The following is a 15,010-nucleotide window of genomic DNA, read 5'->3' as shown; positions in this document are numbered from 1 at the left end:
TGCTGGCTTAGCTAATTTTGTGCAAAGCAAAGCCGGAATTGCTCTTAAGCCGCGTTACGCCGTTAAGCCGGAAACAACCGTTCGCTCAGCAGATCGATAAACACCCGCAGTCGGGGAGCCAGGTGCTTGCTGGAAGGCCAGAGAATTTTAAAGCTGCCGGTATGGTGGCTGTGCCCGCCGAGAACCTGCTGCAAGCGTTGCCCGGCCAACGCCTGCTTGACGGCGAAGTCGGGCAGGCAGGCGATGCCCTGGCCCTGTTCCGCCAGATAAATCAGCGTATCGACGGTATTGCACACTACGCTGGCACGCAGACCCTCGCCGAGGATTTTGTCCCAACCCGGCACCGGCCAGCTTTCGACTTTTCCGGTGGTGGGGAATTTATACAGCAGGCAGGCATGCTGACGCAGATCGGCCGGCTGTTGCGGGATACCCGCCTGGCGTAAATAGCCGGGTGCCGCCACCAGTTGCAGGTGGAAGGTGCCCAATTGGCGGCTCATCAGCCGGGAATCTTCGGTTTCTCCGACGCGGATCACCGCGTCAAAACCTTCCTCAATCACCTCAACCCGGCGATCGGAAAAATCCACCTCCAGTTCAATCTGCGGATATTGGCGGATAAACTCCGCCAACACCGGATTCAGCAGGCTGCCCACCAGGGGCAAACTGACGCGTAATTTACCGCGTGGCGCACTGCGGGTATCGCTCAGTTCCTGTTCCGCCGCCGCCATTTCGCCAAGGATCCGCTGGCAGCGCTGCAGGAAAAGCGTGCCTTCCGCCGTCAGCGTCATGCTGCGGGTGCTGCGGTGAAACAGCCGCACGCCCAAGCGCGTCTCCAGCCGGGCGATGCTTTTGCCGATGGCCGAAGCGGAGACCCCCAGCACGCGGCCTGCCTCGACAAAACTGAGCGTTTCGGCTGACTGAACAAAGGCCGAAACGCCTGCCAGATTATCCATGTTCCCCCCTATTGCGGATGCTAGTGTCCGGTATGAAGGGAAATCTAGCCTGTTTTTCCGTTAATCGCCAAACTCTATTCTCGGTAGCGACAGAATTGACTGTCTACCTACCTGGAGCGTGACCCATGAGTGAATACAAGCTGGCTACCGTGGCTATTGATAAAACTGTCGATCTGGCGCTGGAGGACAAACGGCTGGTCGGTGCGGTTGTATTGGTGGCGCAGGGCGGTGAAGTGGTTTATCACCGTGCGGCGGGCATGGCGGACCGAGAGGCCGGCAAGCCGATGGCTGCCAACGCGCTGTTCCGGCTGGCCTCGGTCTCCAAACCTATCGTTTCCACCGCGGCGCTGGCGTTAATGGCACAAGGGCGTTTGGGGTTGGAGGACCCGGTGACGCGCTGGTTGCCGGCTTTCCGGCCGCGCACCGCCGACGGGCGCGTACCGCCAATGACGGTGCGTCACCTGATGACCCACACCGCCGGATTGAGCTACCGGTTTTTCCAGCCGGAACAGGGGTTCTATGCGCAGGCGGGCGTCTCCGACGGGATGGATGATGACCGGCTGAGTCTGGAAGAAAACCTGCGGCGCATTGCTTCGGCCCCGCTGTTGGCGGCACCGGGAACCGAGTGGCGCTATTCGATTGCCACCGACGTGCTGGGCGCCGTGATTGAGCAGGCCAGCGGCTTGCCGTTGGCGGAGGCGGTGGCGCAGTTGGTGACCGGGCCGCTGGCGATGCACGACACCGGGTTTACCGCCACGGATGTGCAGCGGTTGACGGTGGCTTATGCCAACCAGCATCCCGAACCCCGGCCGCTGCAACAACCCGATCGTCTGCCTTTTATCGAGGATACGGCCGGTTTTATCCTGTCCCCGACCCGGGCGTTAGAGGCTGGCGCTTATGCCTCCGGCGGCGCGGGCATGGTGGGCTCCGCCGAAGATTTCTTGCGGCTGTTGGAAACCTTGCGCCAGGGCGGCGCGCCGCTGCTGCCAACGGAGTGGGTAACGGCGATGACCAGCAACCAGATAGGCGATCTGCCGATGCCATTCTGGCCGGGGCGCGGTTTTGGTCTGGGGATCACCCTGCTGAAAGATCCGCAGGCGGCGCAGACGCCGGAATCGATCGGCACCTGGCGCATGGGCGGTACCTACGGCCATTCCTGGTTCGTCGATCCCTCGCGGCAACTCAGCGTGGTGGCCTTCACCAATACGGCGCTCGAGGGGATGGCGGGGGCGTTTGTCGGCGAGCTGTGTCAGGCGGTATATGACGGGTTGGGAGAACCACGATGAAGATCCTGCCGCCGATTTTTTTCATTGCGCTGGGGCTGTTCGGCGTTTACTGCATCGAGTTTGGCGTGGTGGGCATTTTGCCGTTGATCATTGCGCGCTACGGGATTTCAACCGCGCAGGCCGGTTGGCTGGTCGGCCTGTTTGCCGTGACCATCGCTTTGCTGGGGCCGTTGCTGGTGCTGTTGGCTTCACGCTTCAACCGCAAGCGAATGCTGTTGATTTCGCTGGCCGTGTTCTCGTTAGTCAGCATGCTGTCGGCTTATGCCGCCAGTTTCAGCACCCTGATGATCCTGCGCATCCTGCCGGCGCTGTTCCACCCGATTTATTTTTCTCTGGCAATGGTGGCGGCGGCGTCGTTGTACCCCAAACAGCAGGTGACCCGGGCGACCGCTTATGCGTTTATCGGCACCAGTATGGGCATGGTGCTGGGGATCCCGCTGACCCACTGGATCGCCGGTCAGTTCAGCTATGAAGCCTCTTTTCTGTTCTGCGCGTTGGTTAACCTGCTGGCGGGCGTCGGCTTATTTTTCCGCCTGCCCGACGCCGCTACGCAAAAACTTAGCTACGGCAAACAGCTGGCAATACTGCGCAGCGGCGCGCTGTGGCTGAATATTGCCGCCTGCGTGCTGATTTTCGCCGCCATGTTCTCCGTTTATGCTTATGCCACCGAATACCTGAGCCGACAAACCGCCATTCGCGAGCCGATGGTGGGTATCCTGCTGGTGATTTTTGGCGCCGGCGGGGTAGCCGGTAACCTGTTGGCCGGTAAGTTGCTGAACCGGAACCGGGTAGCGACTACGTTACTGCACCCGATAGTGTTGGCGGCCGCTTATCTGCTGCTGTATCGCTACGGCAGCGCGCAGACGGGGCCGATGATCGCGCTCTGTCTGTTCTGGGGCGCTGCGCACACCAGCGGCCTGATCGTGACCCAGATCTGGCTGACATCCGAAGCGCCACAGGCACCTGAGTTTGCTACCGGGCTGTATATCGCCTTTATCAATTTGGGCGTGGCGGTCGGTTCGGTGGTCAGCGGGTGGTTTATCGATGCGTTGGGCCTGCAGGGCAGCATTCTCTGTGGTGGGGTGTTCGCTGCGCTGGCGGTAATAACCATTGCGGTCAAGATCGGGATTTACCCACGGAGAACGGCCGCGGTGAGTGAAGGTATGGCTTGATCATGGTTACTGCGCAGTGAGTTGGGAAGCCGGATAAATCACTAATCGCCGCTGTCGAAAATACGGTGGCGATTAATTTTACCGGATTAAGCGTTGCAGGCAGCCAACGCTGAAATATAACCAAACATGGCGTCTGATGCACTAATAAACTGCATTCGCTGCGTCTTCCGCCTTGTCCGGCGATGGCATAGGCTGCTGACAGGTTCTTTCAGGAGTCAGCAACATGAAGTTTACAGTTAAATCCGGCGGTGCAGATCCAAGGTGGATCCTCGTCAGTCTTTCTCTTTCGATGCTGCTCTCGTCGCTGGGCGCCAGCATCGCCAACGTCGGTTTGCCCACGCTGGCACAGGCGCTCAATACCTCATTCCAGGCGGTACAGTGGGTGGTGATCGCCTATCTGCTGGCCGTCACCACCTCCATTATCGCTCTGGGCCGTCTGGGCGACAGGATCGGCAGGCGGCGGTTGCTGTTGGCGGGGATCGTGCTGTTCACCTTTGCGTCTGTGCTGTGCGCGCTTGTGCCGAACATCGGGTTGCTGTTCGCAGCGAGGGTCGCTCAGGGGCTGGGTGCGGCAGTCATGATGGCGATGACCATGGCGCTGGTGGGCGAAACCCTGGGTAAAGACAACACCGGCCGGGCGATGGGGCTGCTCGGCACCATGTCCGCCATCGGGACTGCGCTCGGGCCTTCGCTGGGGGGCGCGCTGATTTTTGGTTTTGGCTGGCGGGCGATGTTCCTGATCAACCTGCCGGTGGGCCTGCTGGCGTTCATTCTTGCTTACCGTTACCTGCCGACTCCGGCTCAGGCACCGCAAAAGGCGCGGGCCAGGTTTGATTACCCCGGGAGCTTGCTGCTTGGGCTGACGCTGGCCAGCTATGCGCTCTCCATGACGCTGGGGCGCGGCGATTTCGGTTGGCTTAATCTGCTGCTGTTGCTGGGTGCCGCTCTGGGTATCGGGTTGTTTATTTGGCTGGAGAACCGCACGGCATCGCCGTTGATTCACCTGGCTCTGTTTCGTCAGCCGGGGCTGAGTGCCGGGCTAATGATGAGTCTGCTGGTGATGGCGGTGATGATGACCACGCTGGTGGTGGGGCCGTTTTACCTGACGCATGGCCTGGGGTTGGCGGTCGCGCAGGCGGGGCTGGCAATGTCGGCAGGGCCGATTACCGCTGCGCTGGTCGGCGTGCCGGCCGGCAGGTTAGTGGACAAGCTGGGGGCGCAAAAGATGACGGCCGTGGGTTTGATTATCCTGGCCACCGGTGCCGGTGTCATGTCGATGATGTCGATAAGGCAAGGGGTTGTGGGTTACGTGGCACCGCTTTGCGTGATTACCCTTGGCTATGCGTTGTTTCAGGTCGCCAATAATACCGCGCTGCTGAAAGATGCCACCCCCGAGCGGCGCGGGCTGATTTCCGGCATGATCAACCTGTCGCGCAACCTCGGGTTGATCACCGGTGCCTCCGCCATGGGCGCGCTGTTTATGCTTGCCTCGAACACGGCCGACATCAACGTCGCCGGTGCTGCCGCCGTGACCGCAGGTATGCATTTCACCTACGGAGCGGCGGCGTTGTTGGCGCTGGGCGCATTGGGTATTGCCTTCGGCGGCCAGGCGCTTATGGCCCGCTATTCGGCGCGCTGACGGCGTAACGCTCCTGCACGAATCCGTTGTCGGAATGCGTCGCGGCGATCAGGCGCAGCCGTTGCTCCGCGCCCAAGGCACCAAACAGCGGTATGCCGGAACCCAATAACAGCGGAACGCGCGTAATGGTCAGTTCGTTAATCAAGCCGGCCTGCAGGAAACGCTGCACGCAATTGCCGCCGTCGATATACAAATGTCGGCATCCTTCATTCGCCAACCGGGCGACGATGGCCTCAGGTACGCCAGCCTCCCGTCTTACGCTGTTTTGCAGGTGAGGCGGGATGTCGAGCGCGCGTGACGACAAAACGATTACCGGCAAGGTGCCGTAAGGCCATTCGGGGAAAGCGCTCACCTTTTCATAGGTATTGCGCCCCATCACCAAGGCGTCGACGTCGGCAATGAACGTCTCGAAACTCAGCCCGTTGAGCAGCGATACGGCGTATTCAGGCCGCAGCAGCCAATCGATATCGCCGTCGGCTCTGGCGATAAAACCATCCACGCTGGTGGCGATGTATACCGAACATTTCATCACAGCAAGTCCCCGCGATAGGCGATATGGATCTTGTTGCCGTCCGGATCGCGCAGGTAAGCGCCAAAGTAACCTTTACCGTAATTCGCACGTTCGCCGGGTTCACCCTCGGCGCTGCCGCCTGCCGCCAGGCCTGCGGCATAGGCTGCCAGCACGTCATGCTCATTATCGGCGGTGAATGCCACCATGCTGCCATTGCCTGCGCTGGCGGGGTGACCGTTATACGGCTCGTAGGCGTAAAATCGCGGCAAAGTCAGCCCCGGTTTGATCCAACAACGCGCGGCCGGGCCGCCATCGGGCGTTACCGGGCGCTGTATTAATCTCAGCGGCAGCAAAACGGCATCGTAAAATTCTGCGGCCTTGTCCAGATTGCTGACGCCTACGGTAATATGGCTAAACATCTTCTCTCCTTGTTCCGGGGTCTATTGCCTGTTCATTCATACTATCCCAAACAGGTAAAAAGCCGGCATTGCGCCGGCCAATTTTCACCCCAGATACTCGATAATGGACAGACCGCCGTTGTAATCCGTGCTGTAGATAATGCCCTGGGCATCGACAAACACGTCGCAGGACTGGATCACCTGCGGGCGACCCGGGCGTTTATCCATCATGGTCTGCGGTGCGGCGGGCACCAGCGCGCCGGTTTCTTTCGGCTGATAAGGGTTGCTGATGTCGTAGGCGCGGACGCCGGCATTTTGGTAGGTGGCAAAAATCAGCGTCGAGCTGACAAAGCTGCCGGGGCGGTTCTCATGCAGATTATGCGGCCCGAAGTGCGCGCCCTTGCTGACGTAATCCCGTTCATTCGGCTGCGGGAAGGTGGAGATGCTTACCGGGTTGGCCGGTTCGCGAATATCAAACAGCCAGATCAGTTTTTCGCCGTCCTCCTGGTTGTCGAGCACCGCCTCATCCAGCACCACCAGCAGATCCCGCTCCGGCAGCGGCAATGCGGTATGGGTGCCGCCGCCAAAGGGCGGGCTCCAGTTGCGATGGGCGATAAGTTGCGGTTGGTGGCGATCGCGGATATCCAGCAGCGTCAGCCCGCCGTCGCGCCAACTGGCGTAAGCGGTGTCGCCGCTGATAATGGCATGGTGCAGGGCGTAGCGTTTGCCCTCCGGCCAGGATGGCGTCTCGCCTCCGGCGCTGTGCATGCCCGGCAACCACCAGCGCCCGGCGATTTGCGGGTTGCGCGGGTCTGCCAGATCGACAGTCAGAAAGATATAATCGCTGTAGCCGTCAATCAGGGCGGAAACGTACGCCCATCGGCCACCGACATACCAGATGCGGTGCACGCCGATGCCCTCCAGCGCCAGAAAACCGATTTCCTGTGGCCGCTCCGGCGTGGAGATATCGAAAATACGCACCCCGGCGCTCCAGCCGCGAGCGTCGTTGCCTGACACCGTCTGGCTGATGGCGCGGGTGTAATAGACCTTTTCGTCGGCAAAGCGGGCGTCGGCAAACAGGTCACGGGCGTTGATCACCAGCAGCAAATCGTCATGCGCCTGCAAATGCACGTTCCAGGTGCCGGGCGGCGCAGGGACAAAGCCGACGGCGCGCGGATTTTTCGCATCGCGCACGTCGACGATGGAAAACCCCTGCGACACCATATGGCCGATGTAGGCGTAGCCCCGGTGAACCATCACCTGTACGCCATCGGGCCGCCCGCCCTGGTCGCTGTGGCCAATCAGCCGCATATTGCGGCTGTATTCGGGTTGGGGAAGCGGTTGCGATGCCATTGATCTTCCTTATTTTTTAGCCTGTTGCGCTTCGAGCGTGGCGAACCAGGGGGCAACGAAATCGTCCGATTTTCCCCAACCGGGGATCACCTTGGCCAGCGAGGCGACGTTGGTGGCTTCCGGGTGGCTCAACAGCAGCGCTTGCGGAATGGCGGCGGCTTTAAACTCATAGGTTGCCGGGGTTTTCTCGCCGGCGATTTTGTTGGCCACCAGGCGCAGGTTAACGGCACCGATCAGTTTGGGATCGACCGCCACGCTGAGCTTCCAGGCGCTGCCCTTGGCGCGCATCAGTGCCAGATCCTGGTTCGAGATATCAATGCTGTAGAGTTTGATTTCGGTGCGGCCATTCTCCTGCAACGCTTTATACGCGCCTTGGCTGAAGGCGTCCCAGGTTCCCCAGATGGCGTCAATCTTGCCTTTGGGGTACTTGGCCAGGATCGCGCCGATCTTGTTTGCCGTGTCGCCCTGAACGTCGGAAGACACCGCGCCGATAGACTCAAGCTCTTTGATGCCGGGCTGGTCGCGCAGCAGTTTCTGGTACTGCGCCTGGCGCCGCTCCATCGGTGGGAAACCGGCAACCCAGAGTTTGACGATGTTGGCTTTGCCGTCGAAGTCTTTCACCAGTTGGCCGAAGGAGAGATCGGTTAACGAAGCGTCATCCTGCTGGCTGACGGTAACGCCCGGGATGTCGCCCTGTACCGCGGTATCAAAGGCCGCTACCGCGATGCCGCTGTCGGCAATGCGTTTCAACAGCGCGGTTGAGTAAGGATCGCGCCCCTGCGACAGAATTATGCCGTCGTATTTCTGGCTGATCGCCTGATTGACGAAGTCCTGGAATTTGGCGTCGTCACCGTTGGTCAGGAAGGTGTTGACCTGAAACCCCAGTTTGCGGCCTTCCTGCACCGCTCCGGTGACGAACTGCGTGGTATTGTCGTCCGAGCCCAGATTGCGGATCACCGCAATGCGGATCGGGCCCTGATGGTTGGCGATCGCCGCAGGAACCGGTGCGGCAGTGGGGGCGGAGAAAGCGGGAAACACGGCGAACAGGCTTAACGCCAGTAATGAGGTGTTGAACAGTTTCATTAAGTTTTACCCTGCGTGGTTAAGCATCATTAAAAAACGGGAGGGCAATTCATCGTCACCATTGGAATGGTTTTTTTTACCGGCATGAATTGAGGCAGCCAGTTTCCACGGCGGCCGGGCGGATGACAATGAACGAAAAATCATAAGCTAATGCAAAACAGTATTAGTCATCGGCTTCCCCGTCTCTATGATGGCAACAGCAAACAAAATAAGGACTTGAGCATGAGTGATACCCACATCCGCGTGGTCGCCGGCCCCGCCAACTATTTTGCTTTCCCCGGTGCGATTGACCGATTGGCGCAGTTTTATTCGCCGCAGCAGTTGGGCAATGCGCTGTGGATTTATGGCGAGCGCGCGCTGGCGGCAGCCAAACCCTGGCTGCCTGAGGTGTTTGACGCGCCCGAAGCCCGCAGGGTGTTGTTCAACAGCCATTGCAGCGAAAGCACGGTGCAAAGCATCCTGCAACAGGCGGGGGCGGAGCGGCAGGTGGTGATTGGCCTTGGCGGCGGCGCGGTGTTGGACACCGCCAAAGTGGTGGCGCGCCGACTGGGTCTGCCGGTGGTGGCGATCCCGACCATTGCCGCAACCTGCGCCGCCTGGACGCCGCTTTCGGTCTGGTATAACGATCAGGGGCAGGCGCTGCGCTACGAAATTTTCAACGATGCAAACCATCTGGTCCTGGTGGAGCCGGAAATTATCCTGCGTGCGCCGAAGGCGTATTTGCTGGCGGGCATTGGCGATACGCTGGCGAAATGGTACGAAGCGGCGGTGCTCAGCCCGCAACCGGAACGCTTGCCGCTAACCGTGCAGTTGGGTCTGAATACTGCGCTGACCCTGCGCGACGTGCTGCTCAGCGAAAGCGAAGCGGCGTTGCAGGCGCTGGCGCACGGGCAATTGAACCCACCTTTCCTCAACGTGCTGGAGGCGATTATCGCCGGCGGCGGGCTGGTTGGCGGGTTGGGGGATCGTTACACCCGCATTGCCGCGGCGCATGCGGTGCATAATGGCCTGACCGCCTTGCCGCAGACCGATGCTTTTTTGCACGGCACCAAGGTGGCCTATGGCATTCTGGTGCAGAGCGCCTTGCTGGAACAGTGGGAAACCGTCACGCAGTTAATCGCGCTTTACCGCCGCCTGGATCTGCCGGTAAACCTGGCCGCATTGGGGGTAGATATTCACGATGACGAGCAGGTTCAGCGCCTGATTGCACGCACGTTGCAGCAGGGCGAGTCGATTCATCTGCTGCCGATAGCGTTCAGCGAGGCCAGATTGCGTTCTGCGCTGAGCTATGTGGAAGCGCAAACCGCCTAAATAGCCGCGCCTAAGCGTGCTACAGGTGAGGAGCATGCAGAGCACCGACACGCCGTGAATCCGTCCATGGCGGCTCGTATCGCGCGTCCATGCGCTCAACGGCCGGCTAACCTGCATGCGCCCACCTGTCTCAGGCTCGGGGTGTGGAAACCGGAGGAAAGGACTTTCCTCCGGTTCGATTAGCTTTCAGCGGCGTGATTGCGCAACCACGTCACCGTATCGCCGATGGTTTGTTCTACCGGCCGGAATGTCAGGCCCAGTTCCCGTTCGCTTTTGGCATGATTGAAATGGGAGCGGTTGGCCTCTTTGACCATCAAACGCACCGTCGCCAGGCTGAGCAATATCGGCTTGCCGCTGAGGCGGGCATAAGCTTCCTGCAGCGCGGCGATGATATAGAGCAGCGGTAATGGCAAGGTGCGTTTTGGCGTTTGAACCCCGGCTATTTTGCCCAGCAGCGGCACCAGTTGCTGCATGGTCATATGCCGCCCGGCGGCCAGGTAACGTTCTGCGCGTCGGCCGCGCTCGGCCGCCAGGATCATCGCCAATGCCACATCTCGCGCGTCAACCACTGAAAAACTGCCCGGCACCAGGCCCGGCAATTTGCCGTTCATCACGTCATTGGCCAACTGGCCGGAAGAGGTGGGGCCAAGATCGGCCGGGCCCCACATCCAGCCCGGCAGGACCAGGCTGCCGTTCATATCGGGGTGGCTTTGCAGAAACGCCAGTACCACCTCGTCAGCCAGAATTTTACTGCGGTAATACGCATCGGCGTCTTCCGAGCGACGCAGGCAGGTTTCGTCTATCGGCATGCCCGGTTCACCCTTGAGCACTGCGATGGAGGAAGTATGAACAAAACGGCGAATGCCTGCGCGGTATGCCTGTTCCAGCAGACGTTCCGTGCCGTCGACGTTGATCGCTTTCAGTTCGGACCAGTGGCTGCCGCCCTTGTAGTTGTCACGAAAATAAGCGGCGGTGTGGAACAGTACGTCGCACCCTTGCAGATGCGCGGCAAAGGCAGCCACATCGGCCATATCGCCGGCGATCAGTTCAACGCCGTCGATGGAACCGAACTGCCGGCGGCCTTTTTCCAGCGAGCGGACCAACGCTTTGACCTGGCAGCCTTTTGCAACCAACTCTCTGACCAGATTATTGCCGAGCAACCCGGTTGCGCCGGTGACAAAAGCCGTTTTCATGTTCATCATCATTAAAATCTTAAGTGAGTTTCAAAGTTCATATGATATCTTAATTTAGTGAGGTGCATTTAAAATATCAAGTGATATCTTAAATGCGTATCTATGACGTCAAAACAACCTAAAGTCGAAGAAAATGAAGACAGAAAGAAAGCGGTTAACCCGCGAGGAAAGCCAGCAGCAAACCCGCGAGCAGTTGCTTGAAACCGCGCGCCAATTGTTTGTCGCCGGCGGTTACGGCGGCACCTCAATCCGGGATATCGCCAGCCAGGCCGGCTATTCCCAGGGGGCGTTTTATTCCAACTTTGCCTCTAAGGAAGCCTTGTTGCTGCAATTGTTACAACGCCATATGGAAGCGGAGGCCATGCAACTCACGGCGCTGGCGGAGAGTGGGAGCGACTCGCCGGAGCGCGTGTTGACGGCGCTGGAGGCCTGGGCGGCGACTCTGAATCTGGAGGCTGACTGGTGCATGCTGTCGGTTGAGCTGCAGTTGCACGCCAAACGCAGTCCGGCCTTCGCCGTGGAATACAAAAATATCTGGGACGCCCATCAGGCAAAAATCGGCGCGGTGATCGGTTCACTGTTTCAACGGGTAGGCAAGGTACCGCCGGCGGATCAAAACGAACTGGCGGCGGCCTTTATGGCGATGGCGCACGGGCTGGCTTTGCAGCGGACCGGCACCGGTGCCGATCCCTCAGGCAAGTTGATCATGTTGTTTCTGCGCAGCCTGTTGTTTGCGCCGGCGGCAACCTGAAACTCCTGCCGCAGGCGCGCCGTTCACGGAACGTAAATGATCTCAAAACTTGAGGTTTTGTCGTAATAGGGCGTCATGCCTCCATCGACGTAATAGACTTGCAGGTCATAATGATAAACCAATTTTTTTTCCGGGTTGAGGATCAGGTCCAGCACCGAAACTTTCACCTTGACCGAATGGGAAGGATGGTCCTTATCCAATTCGACGGTTTGGTTGTCGATGTTCACCAGAATGCGCTTGATCGGCCTCGGGCCCGAGGGATCGTAAGCCCCGCTGTCGCTTCTGAATTCAAGGGTTTTATTGATGTCCACCGGAGCGGACTGTTTGATAAATTCCCGCACTTTGCTTTGGTATTTGGCGTCCAGCGCGAGCATCACCGGAATGTTGTCCGGATTAAAACCGGTGAATCGCACCGCCAGATAGCCCTTGAGCAGCAGGTTTTGCGGCGAGCGGTCAAATAACGCATCCCAGATCAGCGCAAACTGGTGGACGGGTAGCGTGAAGGAATCCACGATGCCGCTTTGCAGGTTGATCAGCGCATTTTTCTCCTCCGTCTTGCCGTCGGGCAAGCCCAATTGCAGCGTCAGCGTGTCGGCATTGGCGAACGGTGCCAGCTTGCCGTCCGGTTGCGTTTGCGTGAACTGCCCGGCGGCGTCGGCGATGCGTGCCTGGTTCACTTTGGGCGACAGGAAGTAATCGAAGGTTACGTTGACCTCGTCCAGCGACGTCGCATTTTCTGCGGCGGCGAAGGAGATCGACAGCATGGGTTTGTCGTCGTCGGCGGCATTGGTGGCCAGCAGGAAGGTGTCCGGCAGATAGTAAAGGTAATTTTTGCGGACATAGTCCTGATAGTAGTTGTACCACACCTCTTTAAAAGCCAGGGGCGTGAGAATCAACTGCAGGCGAGGCGGCGGCGGCACTATGCCTTGGTAAATATAGGGGTAGTAGTTTTCGGCAAAATAGAAAATTTTGGGTGCGGTGATGGTGTTGAGGATGCCGTGATCGGTGTGGATGGCGACCACCAGCGTGGTTTGCGCGTCGTAATCCGACAGGGCGCGCAGCAGGGCGTCGCGCTGTTCCAGACGCACCAGATCCAGCTGCGCCTGGTAGCGGTTTTCCGTGGCGGTCAGCAGCACTTTGTCGAAAATCATCTCATCGACGTTACCGAAGGTACTGAAGGTCAGTACTACATAGGGGATTTGCGGCACCTGCCTGCTCAGAGAGAAATCCAGCGTCATGCTCCAACTGGTGCCGTCGGTGCTGGTGGCAATCTGGTAACGGGTTTCCCCCGAAACGATCTCGGTGCAAACCTCGGCGGACAGATCCTCTGCCGTCGTGGCCGGCGCGGCGCGGTAACGCAGCCGTTTTTCCCCGGCGTCTGGAAACTGTTCGCGCGCGTTATCCAGAATGATTTTGTTCAGTGTGACCAGATCATTGAGAAAGGTATTCATGGCTGTCCTCAGTGCGGTGGATAGGGGCCAGAGATCTGAACGGGTTCAGGCAGGCCGAGGTCCAGAGGAACCGCCCGTCATGCCGGCGGTAAAGTGGGATTTCCCGCCGTTCGGCAGGCCGTTGCCAACGGGCCAATGCGTCAATGACGGGCGTAAGTTGCGGGATCCCGCGCTGTCTGGCGTATTCAAGGGCGACGCGCCATTCGTGGGGATGAGCGTAATAGGGGGTCAGCATACTGAGCCTGTCGTAACTGTCGCCGCTCCATTGCACCGCCTGATTCAGCATCTTGATAATGTGCAGATAGGCCGGTGCCACAACGCCGGTTTCGGCCCTCAGTACATTGAGTAAGATCAGCGCGTTGGTATTCACGCAACAATCCAGCTGGCGGATGTCATTGTCGTCTTTCATCCAGGTGTGAAAGGCCTGGCATTGCGCCCATTGATGCTGTAGCTCCTTCCGGCGGGGATCGACCCTGCTTATCTGATAAGCGTTCATGTGTGAAATTGTCTGCCTGAGCTGCGACAGCGAAATGCGGCCAAACCTGTAGAGCAGCTCGGTAATGATGGCGGTGTCGTCAATGTCTGCGCAGATACGTTGGTTCGCCATCCATGAAGGATGGGCTGCGCTCGGCCAAAAGCTGAAGTGGAATGGCCGGATTTCGCAGGTGAGCAAAAAATCGAGCGCCTTCTCGATATAAGGCGCGGTCTGCCGGGTATATTCCAGAGTGCGCAGGACCTGGGCGGTGACAAAGGCATTTTCATCCCGATGCCAGCGGCCATCCGGCGTTCTGGCATGGGAAATAAAGGCGCCGCTGGCGCATTGCTGTTCAAGTAGCGCCGTCAGATCGGGCCGGGCAGCGGGCTTGGGGGATGGCGCCTGCTTGACCGGCCGAGTGGCGAAACGGGTATTTTGCGGGCTGAAGGTACAACTGATGTTTTCATTGCCCTGGCGATCCACAGAAAAACCGACCACATTGAATTGCAGGGGAACCCGCTCGGCAATGGCGCGCCGCAACAAAGGCATGCCTTGGCCGCCGGGCGCCAACAGTGCCTCCACGCCAGGGAATACCCGCTGATTATCGCCAAAGAAACCGGGCGCCATGGTAAAGAGCGTAAAGCTCTCAAGCTTGCCGTTCGCACCGTAGACCAGGCTAAATCCGTAAGTGGTGTGAGGAAAACCTTCATCGCGCAAGGTTTGCCGCAGCGCACGTTCCAGCAACGGCGACAGTGCGGGAAACAGGTCTCCGCAACCGAAAAAATGCATCACTTCGGCAATATCGGCATGAGTTATCTGGGCGCTATGCCATTGATAGTAGTATTCAAGCGGCGAAGCGGGCAGTTGCGGGTAATAGCCAACCATCAGCAACGCCAGCCCGTTCTCCTTGCAGGCGCGGGTGGGGTGAGCCGCCGTGCCGCCGGGCCAGCCGGCTTCGTCGTGCCCACCGGCGGGCACCTCGGAATACACCTTGGTTTTGATTCCCTCCGGCGCATATTTTCGTCCCAGCCAGGAACCGAATCGCAGTGGCTCTGCAGTTTGCCGTTGCATGCGTTTCACTGCCTCAAGATATGGCTCCGGCGAAGCATCTGTCGGCGCGGCGGTGATGCGCTGGTAATGACGATAAAAAGCATCGACCGAACGCTCTTCCGCATAGCGCGGCAAAAAAGGATCCAGCGTGCAGGAAAGCGCCAGGGGTTTCGACGATGAAAGGGTAAACTCGAGCGGACAGCCGTTATAGGCCAGCAGGCTGGTGTTAAAGGCGGCGGACAAACAGCCGGAGGCCAGACGCGCCTGGCTGAACCGGGCGATCTCGGGCACCAGCGTAGCCCGTAAATAGGGCGCTTCCCGGCACAGGGCGTTTACCAGGGCGTTCCATGCCGCTGGCAATACTGCGTTAGGTTCGGCCATCGTCAG

At 59.3% G+C, this 15,010-nt stretch carries 13 protein-coding genes; 5 read left to right on the top strand and 8 right to left on the bottom strand.

Annotation, left to right across the window (positions count from 1 at the left end; genetic code table 11):
- Positions 1-62: 62 nt before the first annotated feature.
- Positions 63-950, bottom strand: a complete 888-nt coding sequence (locus V2S86_RS07795; protein WP_330761935.1) for a LysR family transcriptional regulator — start codon at positions 948-950, stop codon at positions 63-65.
- Between the two features lie 125 nt (positions 951-1,075).
- Between V2S86_RS07795 and V2S86_RS07790 the strand changes: the two genes are divergently transcribed.
- The 3 genes from V2S86_RS07790 to V2S86_RS07780 all read left to right on the top strand — a co-directional run bounded on the left by V2S86_RS07790 (position 1,076) and on the right by V2S86_RS07780 (position 5,047).
- Positions 1,076-2,236, top strand: coding sequence for a serine hydrolase domain-containing protein (locus V2S86_RS07790; RefSeq protein WP_330761934.1), 1,161 nt, complete (start codon positions 1,076-1,078; stop codon positions 2,234-2,236).
- Positions 2,233-3,408: an MFS transporter gene (locus V2S86_RS07785; protein WP_330761933.1), complete on the top strand. Its 1,176-nt coding sequence runs from the start codon at positions 2,233-2,235 to the stop codon at positions 3,406-3,408. Before V2S86_RS07790 ends, V2S86_RS07785 begins: the two co-directional genes overlap by 4 nt.
- Positions 3,409-3,631: 223 nt before the next feature.
- The gene (locus tag V2S86_RS07780; protein ID WP_330761932.1) at positions 3,632-5,047 is read left to right on the top strand and encodes an MFS transporter; all 1,416 of its coding nucleotides are present in this window, start codon (positions 3,632-3,634) and stop codon (positions 5,045-5,047) included.
- Here the strand turns inward: V2S86_RS07780 and V2S86_RS07775 are convergent.
- The 4 genes from V2S86_RS07775 to V2S86_RS07760 all read right to left on the bottom strand — a co-directional run bounded on the left by V2S86_RS07775 (position 5,022) and on the right by V2S86_RS07760 (position 8,392).
- Entirely contained in the window at positions 5,022-5,579 is a 558-nt protein-coding gene (locus V2S86_RS07775) for a dihydrofolate reductase family protein (RefSeq protein ID WP_330761931.1), read from the bottom strand. The two genes, V2S86_RS07780 and V2S86_RS07775, sit on opposite strands and share 26 nt — an antisense overlap.
- Positions 5,576-5,977, bottom strand: a complete 402-nt coding sequence (locus V2S86_RS07770; RefSeq protein WP_330761930.1) for a VOC family protein — start codon at positions 5,975-5,977, stop codon at positions 5,576-5,578. The genes V2S86_RS07775 and V2S86_RS07770 overlap by 4 nt, the downstream gene beginning before the upstream one ends.
- 84 nt (positions 5,978-6,061) lie before the next feature.
- Positions 6,062-7,309, bottom strand: coding sequence for an LVIVD repeat-containing protein (locus V2S86_RS07765; protein WP_330761929.1), 1,248 nt, complete (start codon positions 7,307-7,309; stop codon positions 6,062-6,064).
- Between the two features lie 9 nt (positions 7,310-7,318).
- On the bottom strand, positions 7,319-8,392 hold the full coding sequence (locus V2S86_RS07760; RefSeq protein ID WP_208905082.1) for a sugar ABC transporter substrate-binding protein: 1,074 nt from the start codon (positions 8,390-8,392) through the stop codon (positions 7,319-7,321).
- A 222-nt stretch (positions 8,393-8,614) separates the two neighbouring features.
- Between V2S86_RS07760 and V2S86_RS07755 the strand changes: the two genes are divergently transcribed.
- Positions 8,615-9,703, top strand: coding sequence for an oxidoreductase (locus V2S86_RS07755; protein ID WP_330761928.1), 1,089 nt, complete (start codon positions 8,615-8,617; stop codon positions 9,701-9,703).
- Between the two features lie 179 nt (positions 9,704-9,882).
- Here the strand turns inward: V2S86_RS07755 and V2S86_RS07750 are convergent, their stop codons facing one another.
- Positions 9,883-10,908: an SDR family oxidoreductase gene (locus V2S86_RS07750; protein WP_330761927.1), complete on the bottom strand. Its 1,026-nt coding sequence runs from the start codon at positions 10,906-10,908 to the stop codon at positions 9,883-9,885.
- 121 nt (positions 10,909-11,029) lie between these two features.
- Between V2S86_RS07750 and V2S86_RS07745 the strand changes: the two genes are divergently transcribed.
- Positions 11,030-11,647: a TetR/AcrR family transcriptional regulator gene (locus tag V2S86_RS07745; protein ID WP_330761926.1), complete on the top strand. Its 618-nt coding sequence runs from the start codon at positions 11,030-11,032 to the stop codon at positions 11,645-11,647.
- A 23-nt stretch (positions 11,648-11,670) separates the two neighbouring features.
- On the opposite strand, the gene V2S86_RS07740 is transcribed toward V2S86_RS07745, so the two are convergent.
- Together V2S86_RS07740 and V2S86_RS07735 are read right to left on the bottom strand one after the other, a co-directional pair.
- Entirely contained in the window at positions 11,671-13,098 is a 1,428-nt protein-coding gene (locus V2S86_RS07740; protein ID WP_330761925.1) for a hypothetical protein, read from the bottom strand.
- Positions 13,079-15,004 (bottom strand): hypothetical protein, encoded by a 1,926-nt coding sequence (locus V2S86_RS07735; RefSeq protein WP_330761924.1) that lies wholly within the window; start codon positions 15,002-15,004, stop codon positions 13,079-13,081. Before V2S86_RS07735 ends, V2S86_RS07740 begins: the two co-directional genes overlap by 20 nt.
- Positions 15,005-15,010: the final 6 nt, after the last annotated feature.

Source organism: Serratia sp. C2(1) (assembly GCF_036352655.1).
Classification (GTDB): Bacteria; Pseudomonadota; Gammaproteobacteria; order Enterobacterales; family Enterobacteriaceae; genus Serratia; species Serratia inhibens.
Note: the sequence above shows the minus strand (reverse complement) of the source record. Positions and strands in the feature narration are given on the sequence as shown.

Excerpts from the sequence above, each read along its gene's own strand:
- V2S86_RS07795 (WP_330761935.1), bottom strand. The coding sequence starts at position 950 with ATGGATAATCTGGCAGGCGTTTCGGCCTTTGTTCAGTCAGCCGAAACG.
- V2S86_RS07790 (WP_330761934.1), top strand. The coding sequence starts at position 1,076 with ATGAGTGAATACAAGCTGGCTACCGTGGCTATTGATAAAACTGTCGAT.
- V2S86_RS07785 (WP_330761933.1), top strand. The coding sequence starts at position 2,233 with ATGAAGATCCTGCCGCCGATTTTTTTCATTGCGCTGGGGCTGTTCGGC.
- V2S86_RS07780 (WP_330761932.1), top strand. The coding sequence starts at position 3,632 with ATGAAGTTTACAGTTAAATCCGGCGGTGCAGATCCAAGGTGGATCCTC.
- V2S86_RS07770 (WP_330761930.1), bottom strand. The coding sequence starts at position 5,977 with ATGTTTAGCCATATTACCGTAGGCGTCAGCAATCTGGACAAGGCCGCA.
- V2S86_RS07765 (WP_330761929.1), bottom strand. The coding sequence starts at position 7,309 with ATGGCATCGCAACCGCTTCCCCAACCCGAATACAGCCGCAATATGCGG.
- V2S86_RS07760 (WP_208905082.1), bottom strand. The coding sequence starts at position 8,392 with ATGAAACTGTTCAACACCTCATTACTGGCGTTAAGCCTGTTCGCCGTG.
- V2S86_RS07755 (WP_330761928.1), top strand. The coding sequence starts at position 8,615 with ATGAGTGATACCCACATCCGCGTGGTCGCCGGCCCCGCCAACTATTTT.
- V2S86_RS07750 (WP_330761927.1), bottom strand. The coding sequence starts at position 10,908 with ATGATGATGAACATGAAAACGGCTTTTGTCACCGGCGCAACCGGGTTG.
- V2S86_RS07745 (WP_330761926.1), top strand. The coding sequence starts at position 11,030 with ATGAAGACAGAAAGAAAGCGGTTAACCCGCGAGGAAAGCCAGCAGCAA.
- V2S86_RS07740 (WP_330761925.1), bottom strand. The coding sequence starts at position 13,098 with ATGAATACCTTTCTCAATGATCTGGTCACACTGAACAAAATCATTCTG.
- V2S86_RS07735 (WP_330761924.1), bottom strand. The coding sequence starts at position 15,004 with ATGGCCGAACCTAACGCAGTATTGCCAGCGGCATGGAACGCCCTGGTA.